This is a genomic window from Ruegeria sp. BJ3, from assembly GCF_056535665.1.
The window spans coordinates 2,749,089-2,768,777 of the sequence record NZ_JBQFIT010000001.1 but is presented as its reverse complement, the minus strand read 5'-3'; the positions used below and the strand labels follow the sequence as shown (position 1 = coordinate 2,768,777).

General features: G+C 62.5%; 20 protein-coding genes. 12 read left to right on the top strand and 8 right to left on the bottom strand.

Annotated features, from left to right (window positions below; all coding sequences use genetic code 11):
• Nucleotides 1–27: 27 nt before the first annotated feature.
• The 4 genes from xylF (at nt 28) to xylA (ending at nt 4,529) form a co-directional block, all read left to right on the top strand.
• Nucleotides 28–1,047: a D-xylose ABC transporter substrate-binding protein gene (gene xylF / locus ACR3EL_RS13870; RefSeq protein WP_093965002.1), complete on the top strand. Its 1,020-nt coding sequence runs from the start codon at nt 28–30 to the stop codon at nt 1,045–1,047.
• Nucleotides 1,048–1,110: 63 nt separating this feature from the next.
• Nucleotides 1,111–2,409 (top strand): sugar ABC transporter permease, encoded by a 1,299-nt coding sequence (locus ACR3EL_RS13865; protein ID WP_170339578.1) that lies wholly within the window; start codon nt 1,111–1,113, stop codon nt 2,407–2,409.
• Nucleotides 2,410–2,480: 71 nt separating this feature from the next.
• The gene (locus ACR3EL_RS13860; protein WP_093965003.1) at nt 2,481–3,212 is read left to right on the top strand and encodes an ATP-binding cassette domain-containing protein; all 732 of its coding nucleotides are present in this window, start codon (nt 2,481–2,483) and stop codon (nt 3,210–3,212) included.
• Between the two features lie 9 nt (nt 3,213–3,221).
• The gene (gene xylA, locus ACR3EL_RS13855) at nt 3,222–4,529 is read left to right on the top strand and encodes a xylose isomerase (protein WP_170339580.1); all 1,308 of its coding nucleotides are present in this window, start codon (nt 3,222–3,224) and stop codon (nt 4,527–4,529) included.
• Between the two features lie 172 nt (nt 4,530–4,701).
• On the opposite strand, the gene ACR3EL_RS13850 is transcribed toward xylA, so the two are convergent.
• A complete protein-coding gene (locus tag ACR3EL_RS13850) occupies nt 4,702–5,511 on the bottom strand; it encodes a glutathione S-transferase family protein (RefSeq protein ID WP_170339582.1) in 810 nt (269 codons plus the stop codon).
• Between the two features lie 5 nt (nt 5,512–5,516).
• On the bottom strand, nt 5,517–5,960 hold the full coding sequence (locus ACR3EL_RS13845; RefSeq protein ID WP_170339584.1) for a cupin domain-containing protein: 444 nt from the start codon (nt 5,958–5,960) through the stop codon (nt 5,517–5,519).
• A gap of 111 nt (nt 5,961–6,071) precedes the next feature.
• Here ACR3EL_RS13845 and ACR3EL_RS13840 point away from each other — a divergent pair, with 111 nt between their 5' ends.
• Complete coding sequence (locus ACR3EL_RS13840) at nt 6,072–7,001, top strand: LysR family transcriptional regulator (protein ID WP_170339587.1); 930 nt, start codon at nt 6,072–6,074, stop codon at nt 6,999–7,001.
• A 23-nt stretch (nt 7,002–7,024) separates the two neighbouring features.
• On the opposite strand, the gene ACR3EL_RS13835 is transcribed toward ACR3EL_RS13840, so the two are convergent.
• Genes ACR3EL_RS13835 through ACR3EL_RS13810 form a run of 6 tightly spaced genes read right to left on the bottom strand, consistent with a single transcriptional unit; the run spans nt 7,025 to nt 11,619 of the window.
• Nucleotides 7,025–7,765 carry a TonB family protein gene (locus tag ACR3EL_RS13835; protein WP_170339589.1) on the bottom strand — a complete coding sequence of 247 codons (741 nt, stop codon included), beginning with the start codon at nt 7,763–7,765 and terminating at the stop codon, nt 7,025–7,027.
• Nucleotides 7,762–8,157: an ExbD/TolR family protein gene (locus tag ACR3EL_RS13830; protein WP_170339591.1), complete on the bottom strand. Its 396-nt coding sequence runs from the start codon at nt 8,155–8,157 to the stop codon at nt 7,762–7,764. Before ACR3EL_RS13830 ends, ACR3EL_RS13835 begins: the two co-directional genes overlap by 4 nt.
• Nucleotides 8,154–8,483 (bottom strand): biopolymer transporter ExbD, encoded by a 330-nt coding sequence (locus tag ACR3EL_RS13825; protein ID WP_170339593.1) that lies wholly within the window; start codon nt 8,481–8,483, stop codon nt 8,154–8,156. The genes ACR3EL_RS13830 and ACR3EL_RS13825 overlap by 4 nt, the downstream gene beginning before the upstream one ends.
• Before the next feature lie 31 nt (nt 8,484–8,514).
• A complete protein-coding gene (locus ACR3EL_RS13820) occupies nt 8,515–9,180 on the bottom strand; it encodes a MotA/TolQ/ExbB proton channel family protein (protein WP_170339595.1) in 666 nt (221 codons plus the stop codon).
• A 4-nt stretch (nt 9,181–9,184) separates the two neighbouring features.
• A complete protein-coding gene (locus ACR3EL_RS13815) occupies nt 9,185–9,631 on the bottom strand; it encodes a hypothetical protein (protein WP_480721992.1) in 447 nt (148 codons plus the stop codon).
• A gap of 23 nt (nt 9,632–9,654) precedes the next feature.
• Nucleotides 9,655–11,619: a TonB-dependent receptor domain-containing protein gene (locus ACR3EL_RS13810; RefSeq protein ID WP_480721989.1), complete on the bottom strand. Its 1,965-nt coding sequence runs from the start codon at nt 11,617–11,619 to the stop codon at nt 9,655–9,657.
• Between the two features lie 307 nt (nt 11,620–11,926).
• Here ACR3EL_RS13810 and ACR3EL_RS13805 point away from each other — a divergent pair, with 307 nt between their 5' ends.
• From ACR3EL_RS13805 to ACR3EL_RS13775, 7 genes are all read left to right on the top strand, one after another.
• Nucleotides 11,927–12,979, top strand: coding sequence for a hemin-degrading factor (locus tag ACR3EL_RS13805; RefSeq protein ID WP_480721987.1), 1,053 nt, complete (start codon nt 11,927–11,929; stop codon nt 12,977–12,979).
• Nucleotides 12,979–13,827 carry a heme/hemin ABC transporter substrate-binding protein gene (locus ACR3EL_RS13800; protein WP_480721985.1) on the top strand — a complete coding sequence of 283 codons (849 nt, stop codon included), beginning with the start codon at nt 12,979–12,981 and terminating at the stop codon, nt 13,825–13,827. Before ACR3EL_RS13805 ends, ACR3EL_RS13800 begins: the two co-directional genes overlap by 1 nt.
• Nucleotides 13,824–14,897, top strand: a complete 1,074-nt coding sequence (locus ACR3EL_RS13795; protein WP_480721983.1) for a FecCD family ABC transporter permease — start codon at nt 13,824–13,826, stop codon at nt 14,895–14,897. The genes ACR3EL_RS13800 and ACR3EL_RS13795 overlap by 4 nt, the downstream gene beginning before the upstream one ends.
• Nucleotides 14,898–15,674 (top strand): heme ABC transporter ATP-binding protein, encoded by a 777-nt coding sequence (locus tag ACR3EL_RS13790; protein WP_170339607.1) that lies wholly within the window; start codon nt 14,898–14,900, stop codon nt 15,672–15,674.
• Nucleotides 15,675–16,021: 347 nt separating this feature from the next.
• Nucleotides 16,022–16,972 (top strand): ABC transporter substrate-binding protein, encoded by a 951-nt coding sequence (locus ACR3EL_RS13785; RefSeq protein WP_170339609.1) that lies wholly within the window; start codon nt 16,022–16,024, stop codon nt 16,970–16,972.
• An 84-nt stretch (nt 16,973–17,056) separates the two neighbouring features.
• The gene (locus ACR3EL_RS13780; RefSeq protein ID WP_170339611.1) at nt 17,057–18,094 is read left to right on the top strand and encodes a quaternary amine ABC transporter ATP-binding protein; all 1,038 of its coding nucleotides are present in this window, start codon (nt 17,057–17,059) and stop codon (nt 18,092–18,094) included.
• Nucleotides 18,087–19,676 (top strand): ABC transporter permease, encoded by a 1,590-nt coding sequence (locus ACR3EL_RS13775; RefSeq protein WP_170339613.1) that lies wholly within the window; start codon nt 18,087–18,089, stop codon nt 19,674–19,676. Before ACR3EL_RS13780 ends, ACR3EL_RS13775 begins: the two co-directional genes overlap by 8 nt.
• The last annotated feature ends 13 nt before the right edge of the window (nt 19,677–19,689 follow it).

The following is a 19,689-nucleotide window of genomic DNA, read 5'->3' as shown; positions in this document are numbered from 1 at the left end:
CGATGGCCCCATCAACGGGAGGAAATCATGAAACGAATTCTCAGCTTTTCAGCTGCTGTTGCCATGGTTGGCTCGGCTGTCTTTGCCGAGCCGGTCGTCGGCGTAAGCTGGTCCAACTTTCAGGAAGAGCGCTGGAAAACGGACGAAGCGGCAATCAAGTCTGCGCTTGAGGCCGGTGGGGCCGAATATATCTCGGCGGACGCCCAGTCGTCCTCGGCCAAGCAGCTGTCCGACATCGAAAGCCTGATCGCACAGGGTGTGGACGCCCTGATCATTCTGGCGCAGGACGCGCAGGCCATCGGTCCGGCCGTACAGGCCGCCGCGGATGAGGGCATTCCCGTCATCGCCTACGACCGCCTGATCGAGGACGATCGCGCCTTCTACCTGACCTTCGACAATGTCGAAGTGGGGCGCATGCAGGCGCGCGCCGTGTACGAGGCGATGCCCAAGGGAAACTACGTCATGATCAAGGGTTCGCCTACGGATCCGAACGCGGACTTCCTGCGCGGTGGCCAGCAGGAAATCCTTCAGGCGGCGCTGGACAGTGGTGACATCGTGATCGTCGGTGAAGCCTATACCGATGGCTGGTTGCCCGCCAATGCGCAGCGGAACATGGAACAGATCCTGACCGCCAATGAAAACAAGGTCGATGCGGTTGTCGCGTCGAATGACGGGACCGCAGGTGGCGTTGTCGCGGCGCTGACCGCGCAGGGCATGGAAGGTATCCCAGTGTCGGGTCAGGATGGCGATCACGCCGCGCTGAACCGCGTGGCCTTGGGTACGCAGACCGTTTCCGTCTGGAAGGACGCACGCGAGCTGGGCAAGGCCGCCGGCGAGATTGCCGTCGCACTCAGCAGTGGCACCGACCCGTCGGAAATCGACGGAGTGGTCAGCTGGACCTCGCCGGGTGGAACGACGATGAATTCTGTCTTCCTGGCTCCGGTTCCGATCACCAAGGACAATCTGTCGGTTGTTGTGGATGCCGGATGGATCGCGCTGGAAGATCTGTGCCAAGGCGTCGAGAACGGCCCCGCACCCTGCAACTAAACTCCAAAGTCCCCGGCCTGCATGGGCGGGCCGGGGACCCTTGCTGAATTTGAAAGATCGGAAATGACCGAAACTTCGTCTCAGCCGATACCTCAGAAAACCAAGCCAAGCCTGTTCCAACAGCTGGAACTGGACATGCGGCTTTTGGGCATGATCGGCGCATTCGTGATCCTGTGCATCGGGTTCAATATCGTCACTGACGGACGGTTCCTGACGCCCCGCAACCTGTTCAACCTGTCGATCCAATCGGTTTCGGTGGCGATCATGGCCTGTGGTATGGTGTTCATCATCGTAACCCGGCACATCGACCTGTCCGTTGGCGCGTTGCTGGCGACCACCTCGGCGGTGATGGCCATGACGCAGACCGAGTTGTTGCCGCGCGTGTTGGGGATGGGGCTGGACCATCCCGCCACCTGGATCATCACCATCCTGGTCGGTCTTGCCATCGGAACGCTGATCGGAGCGTTTCACGGCTGGATGGTCGGCTACCTGACCATTCCGGCGTTCATCGTGACTTTGGGAGGCTTTCTGGTCTGGCGCAACGTCGCCTGGTATCTGACCAGCGGGCAGACAATCGGGCCGCTGGACAGCAATTTCTTGATGTTCGGGGGAACGAACGGAACCTTGGGAACAACGGCAAGCTGGCTGTTCGGGTTGTTTGCGGCGGCCATTGCGATCTGGGCGCTGTGGGGCAGTCGCCGGGCCAAGGCGGCGCATGGCTTCCCGGTCAAACCCGTCTGGGCCGAGGCAACGCTCGCCGGTATCATTGCGGCGAGCATCCTGGGATATGTGTACATCCTGAACAGCTATGCCATTCCGACGCGCCGGTTGCAGCGTATGTTCGAAGCCCGTGGCGAGACGATGCCCGAGGGCCTGATCGTCGGGTACGGCATCCCGATCTCGGTCCTGATCCTGATCATTGTCGCCGTGACCCTGACGGTCGTGGCCCGCAAAACCCGGTTTGGGCGCTACATCTTCGCGACCGGCGGCAACCCGGACGCAGCCGAGCTGTCCGGCATAAATACCCGCCTGCTGACCGTCAAGATCTTTGCGCTGATGGGCTTCCTTTGCGCGGTTTCGGCGGTGGTCGCCTCGGCGCGGCTGGCCAACCATTCCAACGACATCGGAACACTGGACGAACTGCGGGTGATCGCGGCAGCGGTCATTGGCGGAACCGCCCTGTCTGGTGGCATCGGCACCATCTATGGCGCGATCCTTGGTGCGCTGATCATGCAGGCACTGCAATCGGGCATGGCCATGGTCGGCGTGGATGCGCCGTTCCAGAACATCGTCGTCGGCAGTGTGCTGGTTCTGGCCGTCTATATCGACATCGTCTACCGCAAGCGATTGGGTGGAAAATGACGCAAGCGCAGGGAACTAAGAAAACGCCGCCGGCATCCGGTCGCGGATCCGGGCAACCACCTCTGGTCGAGATGCGAGACATTTCGATCTCGTTCGGCGGGATCAAGGCCGTCGACCAAGTCTCGGTCGACCTGTATCCCGGCGAGGTGGTGGGACTGCTGGGGCACAACGGGGCTGGCAAATCGACGCTGATCAAGGTCCTGTCCGGAGCCTATCAGATGGACCACGGGCAGATCCTGATCGATGGCAAACCGGTCGAGATCAACAACCCGCGCGACGCGCGGGCCAACAATATCGAGACGATCTACCAGACCTTGGCCCTGGCCGACAATCTGGACGCCACCTCGAACCTGTTCCTGGGACGCGAAATGACGACGCCTTTCGGTCTGGTCAACGACGCGGCGATGGAGGCCGAATGCCGTAAAATCATGGCGCAGCTGAACCCCAACTTTCAGAAGTTCAACGATCCGGTTTCGGCTCTGTCCGGTGGCCAGAGACAGTCGGTGGCCATCGCGCGGGCTGTCTATTTCAACGCCCGCATCCTGATCATGGACGAACCGACGGCCGCCTTGGGTCCGCACGAGACGCAGATGGTGGCCGATCTGATTCACCAGCTCAAGGCGCAGGGGATCGGAATTTTCCTGATCGACCACGACGTACACGCAGTCATGGATTTGTGTGATCGGGCCTCGGTCATGAAGAACGGCAAGCTGGTCGGCACGGTCGATATCGCGGACGTGACCGACGACGATCTGCTGTCGATGATCATTCTGGGTAAGCAGCCCGGGCAAAACTCGGAATAGGGGGCAGGTATGACAAGCGGATTCTTCGAGGGTATCGAAAAGGTCCGGTACGAAGGCGTAGACAGTCGGAACCCGCTGGCGTTCCGTCACTATGACCCGGACGAAGTGGTGTTGGGCAAGCGCATGGAGGACCATCTGCGCTTTGCCGTCGCCTGGTGGCACTCTTTCGCATGGGAGGGCGGAGACCCGTTCGGCGGTCCGACCCTTGTTCGCCCGTGGCACCCGCAAGACGACATGGGACGCGCCCGGATGAAGGCCGATGTCGCCTTTGAGATGTTTGAAATACTGGGACAGCCCTATTTCTGCTGGCACGACGCGGATATTCGCCCCGAACAGGGCAACTTTGCCGAAAACTTGCGCACGCTCGAGGAAATCACCGACTATATCGGTGAAAAGATGCAGGCGTCGGGAACCAAGCTGCTTTGGGGGACCGCCAACATGTTCAGCCATCGCCGCTGGATGGGGGGTGCCAGCACGAACCCTGATCCGGACGTCTTTGCCTTTGCCGCAGCAACCGTGAAATCCTGTATGGATGCGACCCACAAGCTGGGCGGCGAGAACTATGTGTTGTGGGGCGGGCGCGAAGGCTACGAGACGTTGCTGAACACCGATCTGGGGCTGGAACTGGACCATATGGGACGGTTCCTGAACATGGTGGTCGACTACAAGCACAAGATCGGGTTCAAGGGCACCATCCTGGTCGAGCCGAAGCCACAGGAACCCTCCAAGCACCAGTACGACTACGACGCCGCAACCTGCATCGGGTTTCTCAGGAAATACGGGCTGGAAGACGAAGTGAAGCTGAACCTGGAACAGGGCCACGCGATCCTGGCTGGCCACAGCTTTGAACATGAGATCGCCGTGGCGGCGGCCGAGGGTATGCTGGGTTCGATCGACATGAACCGGAACGATTATCAATCTGGATGGGACACCGACCAGTTTCCCAACAACGTGCCCGAAGTCGCGTTGGCCTACTACTACATCCTCAAGGCCGGAGGGTTTTCGACCGGGGGCACGAATTTCGACGCCAAGATCCGCCGCCAGTCGATCGACCCCGAGGATCTTGTCGCGGCGCATGTGGGCGGCATGGACGTCTGTGCCCGCGGGTTGAAGGCCGCCGCCGCGATGATCGAGGATGGCGGGCTTGATGCCGCGTTGACCGACAGATACTCCGGATGGGGCAGCCCGGAGGCGCAATCCATGCTTGCCTCATCGCTGGATGAAATCGCGGCTCGAGTGTTGGCCGAAGGTATCAATCCCGAGCCTCGATCCGGAAGGCAGGAGCGCTTGGAGAACTACGTCAACAGGTTTGTCTGACGGCTAAAGGTTCAACGGTTCCGCGCCCGGAAGCCTAAGACTGGTTCGGTTTAATCAGCCGGTATTCATGACTTAAGACCGACTGTGCACCACCGGGCCATATTCGAATGCGTGTTGTGGGCGCCGGTCCTCCGCGGCGGGTGCCCCCGATCGACCCGCGTGCCTTCTGGCTTCAATCAGATGCCGGGACTACCAGCCCAAGTTCTTTGTCCGATGCCGTCCCGGCATATTTGTCCCGCGGTGGCATTGGCCTCGACTTCCAATGTGGCTCGAACGCAAAGCTCGACACTTTGCGGCCGCCCACCAACGCTCCGTTTCCGGCACCCAATGCATAGTCGTAGTAGAGTTTCACGATTTCGTCTTGTGTCACCTGCCCCGTGGCCTCATGGGCCATGCAGGCGGCTTTCCAGTTTCGGACTCTGTCGTACTCGCCGTTTTGCGGGAGTTCAAAGTCTTCGTAGTATTCCAGAAACCAGAAGCGCTGGAACATCGGTGTGAATACCGCCTCGGCCAACCCGAACTGATCGAACAGAAAAACACCGTTCGGGTTGTGGGTCAGAAGAAAGTCATTGAGGTCACGATAAAGCGCGAGCAGTTTTTCGTTGTGGGCATCTTTCTGCGCGGGGTCCTGGTTCATCACATAGACGTAGCCGGTCATCGTGAAGGCGCCCTCTTTGGCAATCAGCATCGACTCGACCGCATGCTCGGCCGGGTCGCTGCGCCGCAGCTTTGGCCCTTCGAGCATTTCATCGAGATAGCGCAGGATCACGAGGCTTTCCTTGATGATCTGCCCGTCCGGAGTCTCGAGAACCGGCAGAGCGGTCGTTCCGCGCGTTTTCTTCAGCAGCTCTGGATCGCGGGGTTTGGTGATGTCCACGACGCGGAACTCCACCCGGTCCCTCATCCCCCGCAACGCCAGCAGAATTTCAAGCCGCTGTGAAAAGGGACACACAGGAATATGATAGACGATGTGCTGGGTCATGACGTTCAATCCAATGGAGGGCCAGTAAATGACAGGTTGTACTTGGCGGCTACGGCCTCGATGTCCGGCATGTCTTCCGGAATTTTGTACTGGGCCGTTGCCATGGCGTGGAAAAAGCCCTCGAAACCTCCCGGTGTGAGAATGACAAGGTGACGGCTGGGCTCATCACCGATGACCTTGAACGTGTGTTCTTTTCCGCGGGGTATGAAGATACTTTCGCCCGGGCCGACACGCGTTTCGACACCTTCGACCCAGACTTTGCAGACACCGGTCAAAATCACGAAGACTTCGTCTTCTGCCTGATGGATGTGCCGTGGCGGACCGCTTCCGACCGGCGAAAGGCTGTCTACAATCGACATGGCGCCCCCGGTTTCAGCGGGGTCCAGAATTGTTTTGTAACGAACGCCCTGCCATTCGAGCGTGGCGTCATCAACCAGATGATCATGCATCGCTTCTGTCCTTTGATCCGACATGAAACGAAAGCGCTTTCGGTACCTTACTTGTAGGCGCAAAAAACGGTATCAATCTAACGAAAGTTCATAATACACGGTATTACCAACATGAATTTCGTAACGCTTGATCTGAACCTACTCCGTGTTCTTGATGCGATTCTGACGGCGGGGTCCACCACCAAGGCAGGGGAAAGACTTGGGGTCTCGCAATCCGCAGTGTCGAATGCGTTGAACCGCCTGCGGCACGCCTTGGGTGACGATCTGTTTGTGCGGCGGGGAAATCAGCTTGTCCCAACGGATTTTGCGGTTTCGATCAAGGACGGGCTGCGTGAGGAACTCAATCGACTGGAAAGTTTGCTGAGCCACAATGACGATTTCGACCCCAGGCAGGCATCCGAAACTTTCAAGATCGCGGCCAGCGACTTTTTCGCCGAGCTGCTGATGCCCGGTCTTGGGGGTGTTCTGAACCGCAAGGCTCCGAAGATGGTCGCGCAATTGGTGGATCTTGTTCCCGAGAACTATGTCGAGAGTATTGAGCGCTACAATGCTGATCTCGCGTTGATCCCGGATACAGATGCACCGGATTGGATCAGCAGAGAAGTGCTGTTCCGGTCGTCCTTCATGGTCGTCGGCCGCGTTGACAACCCATTCCTTGCACAGATCGAAGACGGCACCGAACTTCCGATGGAAACGTTCTGCGCCTTGTCGCATGTGCTGTTTTCACCCGAGGGCAAACTGGCGGCGATGGGTGATGCGGCTCTGGCGAAAGTTGGTCGGAAAAGGCACGTCGCGATGACCCTTCCGGTGTTTTCAGGGGTGTGCCGAGTGGTCAGTGCAAGCGATCTTGTGGCCTTGGTGCCTTCTCAGCTGGCCAGGAAGTTGGCGCCGGAGTTCGGCCTGAAGGTACTTGCCCCGCCGTTCGAAATCGAACCCGTCAACATCATAGCTATCTGGCACAGACGATCGGATGCAAATCCGATGGCAAAATGGATGCGGCAACAAGTGTTCGATCTGTTGAAGCCGCTGGACACCAGGTAGCCGGACAAGCGCGGGTTGAGTTTCTATTTGCTGACGATTTCCACGGTATAGGCGCGCCGGGCCGAGGCCGGCGGCGGCGGGAAGGGCGCGGCGGCCCGGACCTGCGCCAGTGCGACCTGATCCAGCCGGGCCGAACCCGAGCTGCGGGCGACGCTGACCGACGCCAGCGCACCGTTGTCGGCGATACGAAGGGCCACCAGAACCGAGCCTTGGATATTCACGCTTTTTCGACGGGCGCGCAAAATCTTGCGCTTGACCAGACCGGCATAGGTGCTGGCCTCGGCATTTCCCTGTTCCTGCGCGGCGCGGTTCGTCCGTTTCGCCGAGGCCGCCCCGGTCGCCGCCTTGCCGGTGGCGCTGCCCTTTTTGCGGCTGTCCGCGGCATTGCCTGTCGGGGTGGGTGGTTTTGGAGGCCGGGCCTGCTGCGGCTGGGGTTTTTGCAAGGTCGGTGTATGGGCGTTCTGCCGCTGGGCCGGGGCCTGCGCCCGCACCCTAGTGGCCGGCTGCGCGCGCGCACGGTCCGCCGGGGCCTCTGGCGAGGTCTGTGCTGGGGCAACGGGTGAGTGACGGGTGGTGGCGGGGGGCGGGGACACGGTTCCGGCCGCATAGTCCCGGAACGAGGACCCCAGCGCCACAGGGGCAACTGCGCCACCGCCTTCGATGAGAACTGCCTCGTCCGTGTCGAATTCGAACAGGGCGGCGGCGTGGGTCGCGGCGGCCAGCACGACCAGCACGGTGGCCATAGTGCGGGATTGCGGGATCATGGCAGGCCCCGTTCGGTCACGACGAAGACCCTATTGGCGCCCAGGGCCCGCAGGGCGTCGCTGACCTGTTTCAACCGCACCGCCGGCAAGGCCCGGTCGGGCACCAGCCGCACGGCATCCAATGGCAGGTCGATCGAGGCGCGCTCGACATAGGCCGCCACATCCGTCAGCTCGGCCCCGCGATATTCCAGCACGCCGTCGGCGCGGATGACCAGCGCATCCGGGGGCTCGCGCCCTTCAAGATCCGCCGTCCGCACCAGTTGCACCGACTGGCCCAAGGGCGGCGCCAGCGTGCCCGCGATCATGAAGAAGACCAGCATCAGAAAGACCACGTTGATCAGGGCGATCGTCGGTTCGCGGCCGGGTTTCGTTTTGGGGGTCAGCCGGATCATCCGATGACCTGCGTGCTGAGGCGGGATACGGGTTCAAGGGCGGTCAGCAAGTCGATCAACTGCTGCGAGGTCGCCCCGCCGCCGAGGCTGATCAAGGCCAGCTGGTCGGTTCGGCCGTCGAACCGTGCGGCGACCGCGTCGGGCGCGACTTCGGTGCCGTCGATCAGGATGCGGTCGCGTTCAAGCTTGATGAAGCGGATAGATCGCTGGGCCTGCGACCCGCCCGCCGCGGCGGTGGTCAGCTCGATCTCGGCGTATTTCGAGAAGGTCGAGGTGAGCATGAAGAACAGCAACAGCAGAAAGATGACATCGATCAGGGATGTCATGGACAGGCGCCGGCGCCGAATTTTGCGGGTTTCAAGCGCCATGGGCCAGCGCCTCGGACGGCGGGGTGGCCGGGCGTGGCGCGGCGGCGTGGCCGGGGGCAAACACCGTGCGCAGGGCGCGGTTGGCAAAGACCCGTTCGCGGGTCATGCGCGCCTCGAACCAGGTCAGGACCAGCGCGGTGGGCATGGCCACGGCCAGCCCTGCGGCGGTCGTCATCAACGCAACCCAGATGCCGCCGGCAAGCAGCGCCGGATCCACCGCGTTGCCGGCCGCCTGAAGAGTGCGGAAGGCCTCGATCATGCCCAGCACGGTGCCGAACAGCCCCAGCAGCGGCGCAAGCTGCGAGACCATGTCCAGCACGTTCAGCCCGCGTTCCAGCCCGGCAAAGCGCGCCTCGGCCTCGGCATCGGCGCGGTCCATCAGTTCCGGCCCGTGCCCCTCCAGCGCCATGGCGACTACCGGCGCCAGATAGCTGCGGCTTCGGTCCAGATGCGCGCGCGCGGTGGCCCGATCGTTGCGGTCCCAGGCTTCGATGGCCTGCGACAGCTCGACATGCCGCCCGACTCCGGCGGCCTTGTACTGCCACAGCTTGTAGAGGATCAGCGCCATGGTCGCGACCGAAGTCGCGATCAGCACCGCCACGACCGGGCCGCCCAGGTCCAGAATCGCGGTCAATCTTTGCAGAAACGCATCCATCGGGTCATCCAATCAATTCGGTTTCAAGGCGGCTGCGCAGCGTCAGGCCGGACAGGCAGGCATCGGCCAGATCGCCGGGATAGGCGCATTCCTGCACCCCGTTGATCAGGATCCGGCTGATCTGATTGCAGGCCAGGCCGTCGAATTTGAACTGGCGCACGCGGGGCCGCCCGGCGGGCAGGTCCTGGAAATCCAGCAGCGTCAGCAGGGCCACTTCGCCTTGCGCGCCGAACAGCACCGTTTCATAGACGGCGCCGCCGATATCGGCGGGGTGGGCGTTTTCGACCACGAAGCTCAGCAGGCAGCCCTGATCCTGGTCCACGGCCGAGCTGAGCTCGATCGTGACGCCGCCCGCGCCCTGCGTGTCTTCGGCACTGGCCAACCCCGCCCCCGCGATGGGGGGCAGGGCCAGCAGGACCGCCCGAACAAGATTTTGCACAGCTTTTCTCATGACGGGTCCTTTCCCTGAGGGGTTCAGAAGGTCTTGGCCACGGTCAGCTTGAAATTCCGGCCCGGCGAATTGCGGGTCGACAGGTTCGGCTGATAGGCCTTGTCAAAGATGTTCTCGATCCCCGCGCGCAGCTCGAACCCGGCCAGCGCGGCCTCTTGCGGCAGATAGGTCGCGCGTAGGGTGTTCACCCCATATCCGGCAACCGGATCGCCCGAGGAATCGAGACCCGACTTGGCGCCGAAGATCTCCCAGCTGACATCCAGGGTTTCGCCAAACCGCTTGCCCAGGGTGATCCGCGTCGAATCCGTGGGTTCGTTGCGCCACGGCGATCCGATGCCCGCCGCGCTGAATTCGGTGGCGCTGACGATGTTGGCGTTGAAATCGACGTAGAAGCCCGTGGCATGGGCATAGGACGCCTCGATCTCGACGCCCTCGGTTTCGACCTTGGACAGGGGCAGGGACGGGGTGCCCGACACGTACGAGGTGATGTCCCACAGATCGGTGCTGTAGAAATTGACCTTGGCGCGCAGGGCGTCGCCGGCGGCGAAGATGTCGCCGCGGTCATAGGAAAAGCCGGCCTCCCAGGTGCGGGATTTCTCGGGCTGGGTCATGTACAGCGGTGTGCCCAGATCGTCGATGATCGGCAGGCTTTCGGTATAGGCCCCGCCCGCGAATACCGCGAAGCCGATGGCGAATTCATAACGGGCCGACATGCCGCCCATCAGCGCGTCGTTGTCATAGCTGCCGTTGAAGGGCGCGGCCGCGTCGCCCTTGCCTTTGATGTCCTGCGTTTCGTACCGCAGCGCGGGCGTGACGGTCAGCTGGTCGCCGAACTGGATGTCGTCAACGGCAAACAGCGCGATGCGGCGGTCGGTGCCGCCCGGTGCCGATGGGGCATCCAGCCGCTCGCGGTCGATGAATTCGACCCCGAACCGCAGATCATGCGACGCGGCCCCGGTCTGGAAATACGCGCTGTTCTTGATCGTCAGCTTGGTGGTTTCGTAATTGTGCGTGGCATCGGCCAGCGCCCGGATGCCGGGGAAGAAGGGCGTTCCCTCCAGACTGGACGAACCGGGCACATAGCTGCTGTCGATGGATTGTTCGGAATAGCTGAGATTGACGTCCAGATCGACCAGATCGTTGCCCGCCGGCCGGTACTGGTAACGCAGAACGGCGATCCGGGTTTCGATGTCGCGGTCCACGTTGCCGAAGGCGTCCGCCGTCATACCGAAGGAATCATAGGGCACGTCGCGCTCTTCCGAGGTGGACTGGTTCCAGGACGCGGTGATCGAATGTTCACGGTTGTCGCCAAAGCTGTATTTCCCCTTGGCCAGCAGCGAAGGCAGGGTAAAGGCGCTGTTGCCGATCGTGTCGCCGTTCCCGTCCTTCTGATCGCTTTGGTCGCGATAGGTGTAGTTGAGCAGGAATTCGGTCTGCCGGTTGGGTTGCCACGCAAGGATCGACGACGAGGCAAAGCCGCTGCCGTTGGAATACCCCTCGAGTGTCTGGCGGAAGCGGAACCCCGGCTCGCCGCCGGTAAAGTCGGACGCGTCCTTGGTTTCCAGCTGAACCACGCCGCCGACGACGCCCGAGCCGTATTCGAAGGACCCGACCGTGCCGCGGATGACCGAGACGCTTTTGTACAGCTGCGGATCGGTGAACAGCTGGTTGCCGATCCGGTACAGTTCTTCCGCGCCGGTGGTGGCGCCGTCGACCAGGATCAGAACCTTCTGGTCGGTGCCGAAGGTGCCGTTGGCTCCGTATCCGCGGATATTGATGCCCGATCCTTGCGGGGTCGAGCCGTTCACCAGGGTGACGCCGGGAACCGAATCGATCAGCTCGGCCACCGTGTTGGCCTGACGGTCATCAATCTCTTCCTGGTCGATATTCGTGACCGGAACCGCGGTGCCGGTCTGGATCTCGCGTTTGCTTTCGCCCAGTTCCAGGGTCCCGAGGAACCCGTCATCCTGTTCCTGCGCCCAAACCATGGACGCCATCAAACCAAGGCAAGAGGCAGTCCCAAGCAGGCCTGCAATATGAGTACGCGCACGCATTTCTGTCCCTTCGAAACAAGTGTGAGGACCGGAGATGCTTGCAGTTCGCTGGCGCTGGTCAGTTTTTTTGCTGTTTTTTGGAATCGCCTTTTCGTGGCGACTTGTGTTCGTTAATAAAGGTGACTAAAACAGTCAACATAGTTTCGTGCCTTTAATTTCGGCACTGCCAGCAGGACGCTGTTTGCGATCAGCGCCCGGGCCAGCACCCCCTTAAAACCACGATGAAGACGGGAAACCCGCTATGGAACAGGTGCTTATGGCTCCTCAGGATATTCGTGCTGCCTATGCGCAGAAGACAGGCCAGCGAGACCGCGATTTAGCGGAATCGCTGGGGTTGAGCGAGGGCCAACTGGTCGCGGCCTTTGCCGGGGAGGGCGTGACACGGCTGAACCCCGACCTTGACGGGTTGTTCGGCCAGTTGGCCGGCTTGGGCGAGGTCATGGCGCTGACGCGCAACCCGTCCTGCGTGATCGAAAAGATCGGGCGATACGACAATTACCACAGCGGCCAGCATGCCGCGATGGTGCTGACCGAAGAGATCGACCTGCGCATGTTCCCCACGCAATGGCACCATGTCTTTGCGGTCGAGCGGGAAACCGAGGCCGGTCTGCGCCGCTCGATCCAGGTGTTCGATGCGGCCGGGGACGCGGTTCACAAGATCATTCTGCGGGATGGCTCGGATCTGGGCCACTGGGACAGCTTGGTTCGAACACTGGCCGCCGAGGATCAAGGCCAGACGATGACGGTCGCGCCGCGCAAACCGGCCGAAGCGCCTAAAGCCAATGCCGACAAAGCCGACGACCTGCGTCGCGAATGGGCAAAGATGACGGACACGCACCAGTTCCTGCGCCTGACCTCCAAGCTCAAAATGAACCGGCTGGGCGCCTATCGCATCGCGGGCGAACCGCTGGCCCGCGCGGTTGATCCCGCGGCGGTCACCGGCCTGTTCGAACAGGTGCGGGACCGGCAGATCGAGGTGATGATCTTCGTCGGTAACCGCGGCTGCATCGAGATCCACGGCGGGCCGGTGCGGAATCTTCAGCAGATGGTGCCGTGGTTCAACGTGCTGGATCCGGGCTTCAACCTGCATCTGCGCAGCGATCACATCGCCGAGGTCTGGGCCGTCGACAAGCCGACCCAGCGCGGCCCGGCGATCTCGGTCGAAGCCTTCGACGCGGACGGCGCCCTGATCCTGCAGATCTTCGGGCGCCGCACCGGCGAGGCCGATCATCGCCCTGCCTGGGACGCGCTGGTTGCCGCGCTGCCCGGCCCGGCCGATACCGGAGCGGCATGATGCGGGGATTGGTGACACTTTGCGCCGCTTTGCTGGTTTCGGCGGCGGCCGCGCAGGCCGAGAGCAAACGCGTGATCGCCATCGGCAGTTCGCTGACCGAGATCGTCCATGCCCTGGGCCAGCAGCACCGGCTGGTCGGCCGTGACCGCAGTTCGACCTGGCCGCCCGAGGCGGCGGATCTGCCCGATGTCGGGTATCGCCGGGCCCTGTCGCCCGAGGGCGTGCTGTCGGTTGCCCCCGACCTGATCCTGGCGCTCGAAGGGTCGGGCCCGCCCGAGACCATCGCGGTGCTGCAAGAGGCCGGCGTGGATTACATCACCATTGCCGACGAATTCTCGCGCGATGGCGTCATCGACAAGATCCGCGCCGTGGGTGTCGCGCTGGGGGTCGAGGCCGAGGCCGAAGCCCTGGCGGCCGAAACCGCACGCCGGCTGGACCGGGCGCTGGCCCAGGCGTCCGACGCGCAGGACGCGCCGGTGAACGTGCTGTTCCTGCTTTCGGCTCGGGGCAGCGAATTTGTCGTCGGCGGGGCCGAGACCCAGGCCGATACCATCATTCGGATGGCCGGAGGCAAAAACGCGGCCGCGGGTGTGACGGGTTTCAAGACGATGACGCCCGAAGCCATGGCCGCCACCGCGCCGGACGTGATCCTGATGATGGAGCGCCAGGGCGAGCCGATCCTCTCGGAGGAAAAGCTGTTCGCGCTGCCCGCGGTCCGGCTGACTCCGGCGGGGCGGAACCGGGCGCTGATCCGGATGCCCGGCGCCTATCTGCTGGGCTTTGGTCCGCGCACCGCCGACGCGGTCATGGATCTGTCGGCCGCATTGCGAGGCGTCAGGGGCTCATGACGCTGGCACTGGACAACGGCGCGCCCCCGACCGCCGCGGCCCGCAGGTCGCGGGCGGCATGGGTCACCCTGGCCCTGGTCGGCCTTCTGGCCGTGACCAGCGTGGCCAGCATCTCGGTCGGCGCGTCCGAGGCCTCGTTGAAGATGGCCGTGTCGGATCTGCTGCATGGCCGAGGCCTGTCGGATCTGAACCGGATCGTGCTGTGGGACATCCGTCTGCCGCGACTGGCGATGGGCATCCTGGTCGGGGCGGCGCTGGCGGTGTCGGGCGTGGTGATGCAGGGGCTGTTCCGCAACCCGCTGGCGGATCCGGGCATCGTCGGCGTCAGCGCGGGGGCTGGGCTGGGCGCGATCACAGCCATCGTCTTCGGCAACCTACTGCCCGCCGCCGTTCTGGCCTGGGTCGGCAGTGGTCTGGTCGCGGTTGCCGCCTTTCTGGGCGGCTGGGCGTCGGTCCTGATCCTCTATCGCGTTTCGACGCGTCAAGGGCAGACCTCGGTGGCCACGATGCTGCTGGCCGGAATCGCCCTGGCGGCCCTGTCGGGCGCGGTGTCGGGGGTCATGGTGTACATCGCCGACGATCAGCAGCTGCGCGATCTGACATTCTGGGGCATGGGGTCTCTGGCCGGCGCGACCTGGACCAAGGTGGCGACCGCCGCGCCTCTGATACTGGCGTCGATCCTGTGCGCGCAGCGTCTGGCCCGCGCCTTGAATGGCCTGGCCATGGGCGAAGCGGTGGCGCATCACATCGGTATTCCGGTGCAACGCAGCAAGAGCATCGCGATCCTGACTGTGGCCGCCGCCACCGGCGCGGCCGTGGCCGTGTCGGGTGGGATCGGGTTCATCGGCATCGTCGTGCCGCATCTGCTGCGGCTGGGCACCGGCCCCGATCACCACCGGTTGCTGGTGAATGCGGCCTTGCTGGGCGCCGCCCTGCTGCTGGCCGCCGACATGATCAGCCGGGTGATCGTGGCCCCGGCCGAGCTGCCGATCGGCATCGTCACGGCCATTCTGGGCGCGCCGGTGTTCTTCTGGATCCTGCTGCGCCGCCACGGATCGATGGGTATGTGAATGATGAAAGCTGAAAATGTCAGCGTCCGCATCGGGCGCAAGCAGATCCTGCGCGATGTGGATTTCCTGGCCGAACCCGGACAGGTCACCGCGATCATCGGGCCCAACGGCTCGGGCAAATCCACCTTGCTTAGGGCGCTGTCGGGCGACATCCTGTACACCGGCCGTATCACCTTGAACGGCCAGGACATCGCGGCTCTGCAGCCCTGGGAACTGGCGGCGATGCGGGGCGTTCTTCCGCAATCCTCGGCCGTCGCCTTTCCCTTCACCGCGCTGGAAGTCGTACGCCTGGGCCTGCCCGGCGGCCTGGCCAACGGCGACGACGCCCTGCCGTCGCGCGCGATGGCGCATGTCGATCTTGCGGGGTTCGAGCCGCGCTCGTACCAGAACCTGTCCGGCGGCGAGCAGCAACGCGTGCAGCTTGCGCGCGTTCTGACCCAGGTCTGGAGCTCGGTGCGGCGCGACCGGCCGCGCTGGCTGTTACTGGACGAGCCCGTCGCCAGCCTGGACATCGCGCATCAGTTCACGGTTCTGCGCATCGCGCGCGAATTCGCCGATCAGGGCGGGGGCGTCGTGGTCGTGATGCATGACCTGAACCTGACCGCGTTGTTCGCCGACAAGGTCTGCGTTCTGTCGAACGGAGAGGTCTGGCGCACCGGGGCGGTTTCGGACGTCATGACCGACGAGGTGATGCGGCAGGTCTACGGCATCGATCTGCCGGTCAGCACGCTGCCGGCAACTGACGTTCCGTTTGTCTTGCCGCAGGCTCTGGTTTGAGGCCCAATCCCCACTGAGCCAAACTGCATGGCAGCCAGATTTCATGCAGCAGGCGTACCAATCCAACGCACGGTCTCACGGGTTTCACCATGACGCGTGGGACCGCTATTCGGAATTTAGCGAAACCACTCTGCGAGAATTTCGAAACCGTGACCCCGGTTCGAAGTTGCGCTTGATGGGTCAAACGGCAGGTGCTTCACTTTTTTCAGTGCGGGGCGTGTTCACATGCGAAACGCGCTCAATACACCCGAGACGCTGACCCGATCTCGACGATCAGGCCCGTCCGCCTGATCGCTTTCGATCAACGAGAATCAGCGCCGAAGACGACCAACATGGAGAGATGCAACATGAACAAACTTGCTACGTTACTGGGGGGCGCATCGATGGCGGTCGCTGCCCCGGTTTTTGCTGCCGATATCGTGATCGGTGTCCCGAACTGGGCGTCGGTGAACGCCACCGCGCACATTCTTGAAGTCGTTATCGAAGAAAACCTGGGCCTTGATGTCGAATTGCAGAACGGGACCAACCCCATCGTGTTCGAAGCGATGGATTCCGGCGCGATGCACGTCCACCCGGAAGTCTGGATGCCGAACCAGCAGAACCTGCACGACACCTATGTCAAACAGAACGGCACAGTCGTGATGAACGAGAACCCGGTTCAGGCCGAGCAGGGTATGTGCGTTCCGACCTACATTGCCGAGGAATATGACATCAAATCCATCGACGACCTGAGCGATCCGGACAAGATGGCCATCTTCGACACTGACGGAAACGGTACCCCCGAGGTTTGGATCGGCGCACCCGGCTGGGCGTCGACCGTGGTCGAGAAGATCCGCGCCAAGTCCTATGGCTATGACCAGATCTTCGAGCTGACCGAGTACGAAGAAACCATCGCCTACGCCAATTTGGCAAACGCGACCAAGGCCGGCGATCCGTGGATCGGGTTCTGCTACAGCCCGCACTACATCTTCGTGACCCAAGAACTGACCGTGCTGGAAGAGCCGCCGCATGATCCGGCCACTTGGACGATCGTTCAGCCCACCGATGACCCGGACTGGCTGGACAAATCCGAGGCCTCGACCGCGTGGAACGGGGCAACTCTGCACCTGCACTACGCCAAAGAGCTTGAGGAAAACCATCCCGAGGTCGCGGCCCTGTTCCGCAACTACCAGATGCAGGGTGATGATCTGAGCGCGATGGGCAAGGCGCTGGCTGTGGACAACATGGAAGCAGCCGATTTCGCCCGCCAGTGGGTGGCTGAAAACGAAGACACCGTTATCGGCTGGCTGACGAACTAAATCACAAACGCATGGGGCCGTCGCGACTGATCGCGGCGGCCCTTTGCTTGTTTGCCGGGATGCAACCCCGTAGATGAGGGGCAAATGGACGAACCTGTCGTAAAACTAGAAAATGTCTGGAAAATTTTCGGTGCACGGGCCGAAGAAGCCATGGCTGCGGTCCGGAATGAAGGTATTGGAAAACCTGAAGTTCTTGAAAGATTCAATTGCGTGGTCGGCGTTCAAGGCGCCACGTTCGAAGTGCCGCGTGGCGAGATTTTTTGCATCATGGGCCTGTCGGGTTCAGGCAAGTCGACCCTTGTGCGCCATGTCAATCGCCTGATCGAGCCCACGGCCGGAAAGATCGAGATCATGGGGCAGGACGTGTCCAAGATCTCCGAGTCCGAGCTGCGCCGCATCCGCGCCCAGCAGATCGGGATGGTGTTCCAGCACATGGCGCTGATGCCGCACCGCTCGGTGCGCGACAACGTGGCCTATCCGCTTGAGATCCGCAAAGTCTCGAAATCCAAGCGCTGGGCGGTGTCCGATCACGCGCTGGGCCTGGTGGACCTGACCGGGTACGAGGACCGGTTGCCCAAGGAACTGTCGGGCGGGATGCAGCAGCGCGTGGGCATTGCGCGCGCGCTGGCTTCGGACCCGGAAATCCTGTTGATGGACGAACCGTTCTCGGCGCTGGACCCGCTGATCCGGCTGCAGTTGCAGGATCAGTTCAAGGCTCTGGTTGCGCAGCTGAAAAAGACCACGCTGTTCATCACCCATGACCTGGACGAGGCCATTCGCATCGGCCACCGCATCGCCATCATGAAGGACGGTGTGATCGTCCAGATCGGCACGCCCGAGGACATCGTGATGAACCCGGCGGACGACTATGTGCGCGAGTTCGTGCAGGGCATATCCAAACTCAAACTGGTCAAGGCACATTCGATCATGGAGCCGTTGGACAGTTATTCCGGCCCGCTGGATGGCGCGCCGCGTGCCGATGAGGGCGCAGACCTCGACCAGCTGATCGATCTGGCCGTGAACACCGAGCTTCCGGTGGTGATTACCGATGGCGGTCAGGATGTCGGCGTCGTGACCAAACCACGCCTGTTGCGCGGAATTCAGGGGGGCAAAAATGACTGATGCAACCACGGAATTGAAAGTCACGGCCGCCTCCGACATCGAGGTGGACCGCGAGGCGCTGGATCGGTCGATCCACGAATTCGCAGGCCCCAATGGTGATTATTACGTCAACGCCTTTCACAAGATCCACGATGCAACCAGTCCGATCCCGAACACGTTCAACCTGTGGGCGGCGGTTTTGGGGCCGTTCTGGTCCGCCTCGCGGGCGATCTGGGGGATGTTCTGGACCTTCCTGATCCTTGAGATCATCGCTTGGGTGCAGATCGGTCGCGGCGCCTGGGGTAACCCGGGGGCCGATCTGGCCGAACGCGCGGCCCGTCAGCAGGAACGCGCAAACGAGCTGCTGGCCCGCGCGGCGGATTCAACCGAGAAGGCAGACATTGACCGGTTCAACAAACTGGCCGCGAATATCCAGAAAGCGGCGGACAGCAGCCTTGAGAAAGCGCAGCTGGCACAGTCCGAAGCCCTTGGGATCATGGTCACCGGGCTTCTGATGCTGTTGGTTTTCAAACTGGTTCAGGGGTTCTACGCTGACCGGGTGTACGAAAAACAGTACTCGAACTGGCGGATCAACCCCGACAGCACCGAAAGCGGCCGCTCGGCGCGGAACACGGTTCTGGGGGCGGTTCTGATCGCTGCGATCGGACCGCTGATCGTTTACAAGTTCACAGTGAATGCCTCGCTTCCGCTGCTGGATGCCTTCCCCGAAAAACAAGTGTCCGAGATGATACTCGGGCCTGATCAGGGAACATTGTTCTCGGTCGTGGCCAGCTGGATGGAGGCCCGGATCGACGCCGCCGCCGCCGCGGGCGGAGACATTTTCGACGGGATCGTTGCCGGTGTACGCTCGGTCCTGGACGGGCTGACCGTGGCCCTGATCGGGTCGCCCTGGCCCGTGGTCATGCTGGTGATCTGCGTGACCGCGTGGCGCGCAGCGGGTCCGCGCGTGGCGATCTTCACCGCCGCATCGCTGGCCTATATCGCGCTGCTGGGCTATTGGGACGTTGCGATGGAAACGGTGGCACTGGTGGGCGCGGCCGTGCTGCTGTGCGTCACCTTCGGCATTCCGCTGGGCATCTGGTTCGGCAAATCCAAACGCGCCTATCGCGCGGCCGAGCCGGTGTTGGACCTGATGCAGACTCTGCCGGCCTTCGTGTATCTGATCCCGATCATCGCCTTCTTTGGCACCGGCAACCCGCCGGGCATCCTGGCCACGATCATCTTCGGCATGCCGCCGGTGATCCGCCTGACGGCGCTGGGCATGCGCGGGGTGCCTGAAAGCATCAAAGAGGCCGCCGTGGCCTTTGGTGCCTCGAAATGGCAGTTGCTGAAGGACGTGGAAATCCCGCTGGCGCTGCCGTCGATCATGACCGGCGTGAACCAGACCATCCTGATGTGCCTGTCGATGGTCGTGATCATCTCGCTGATCGGCGGCGGGGGCCTGGGCAAGGAAATCCTTGAGGCGCTGCAATACGCGGCCAAGGGGCCGGGCTTGCTGGGCGGTTTTGCGATCCTGTTCCTGGCCATGGTCATGGACCGCATCGTTCAGGGCGCCTTCCGACGCGAAGACGAAAAGATCTGACGCGACAGCCGCC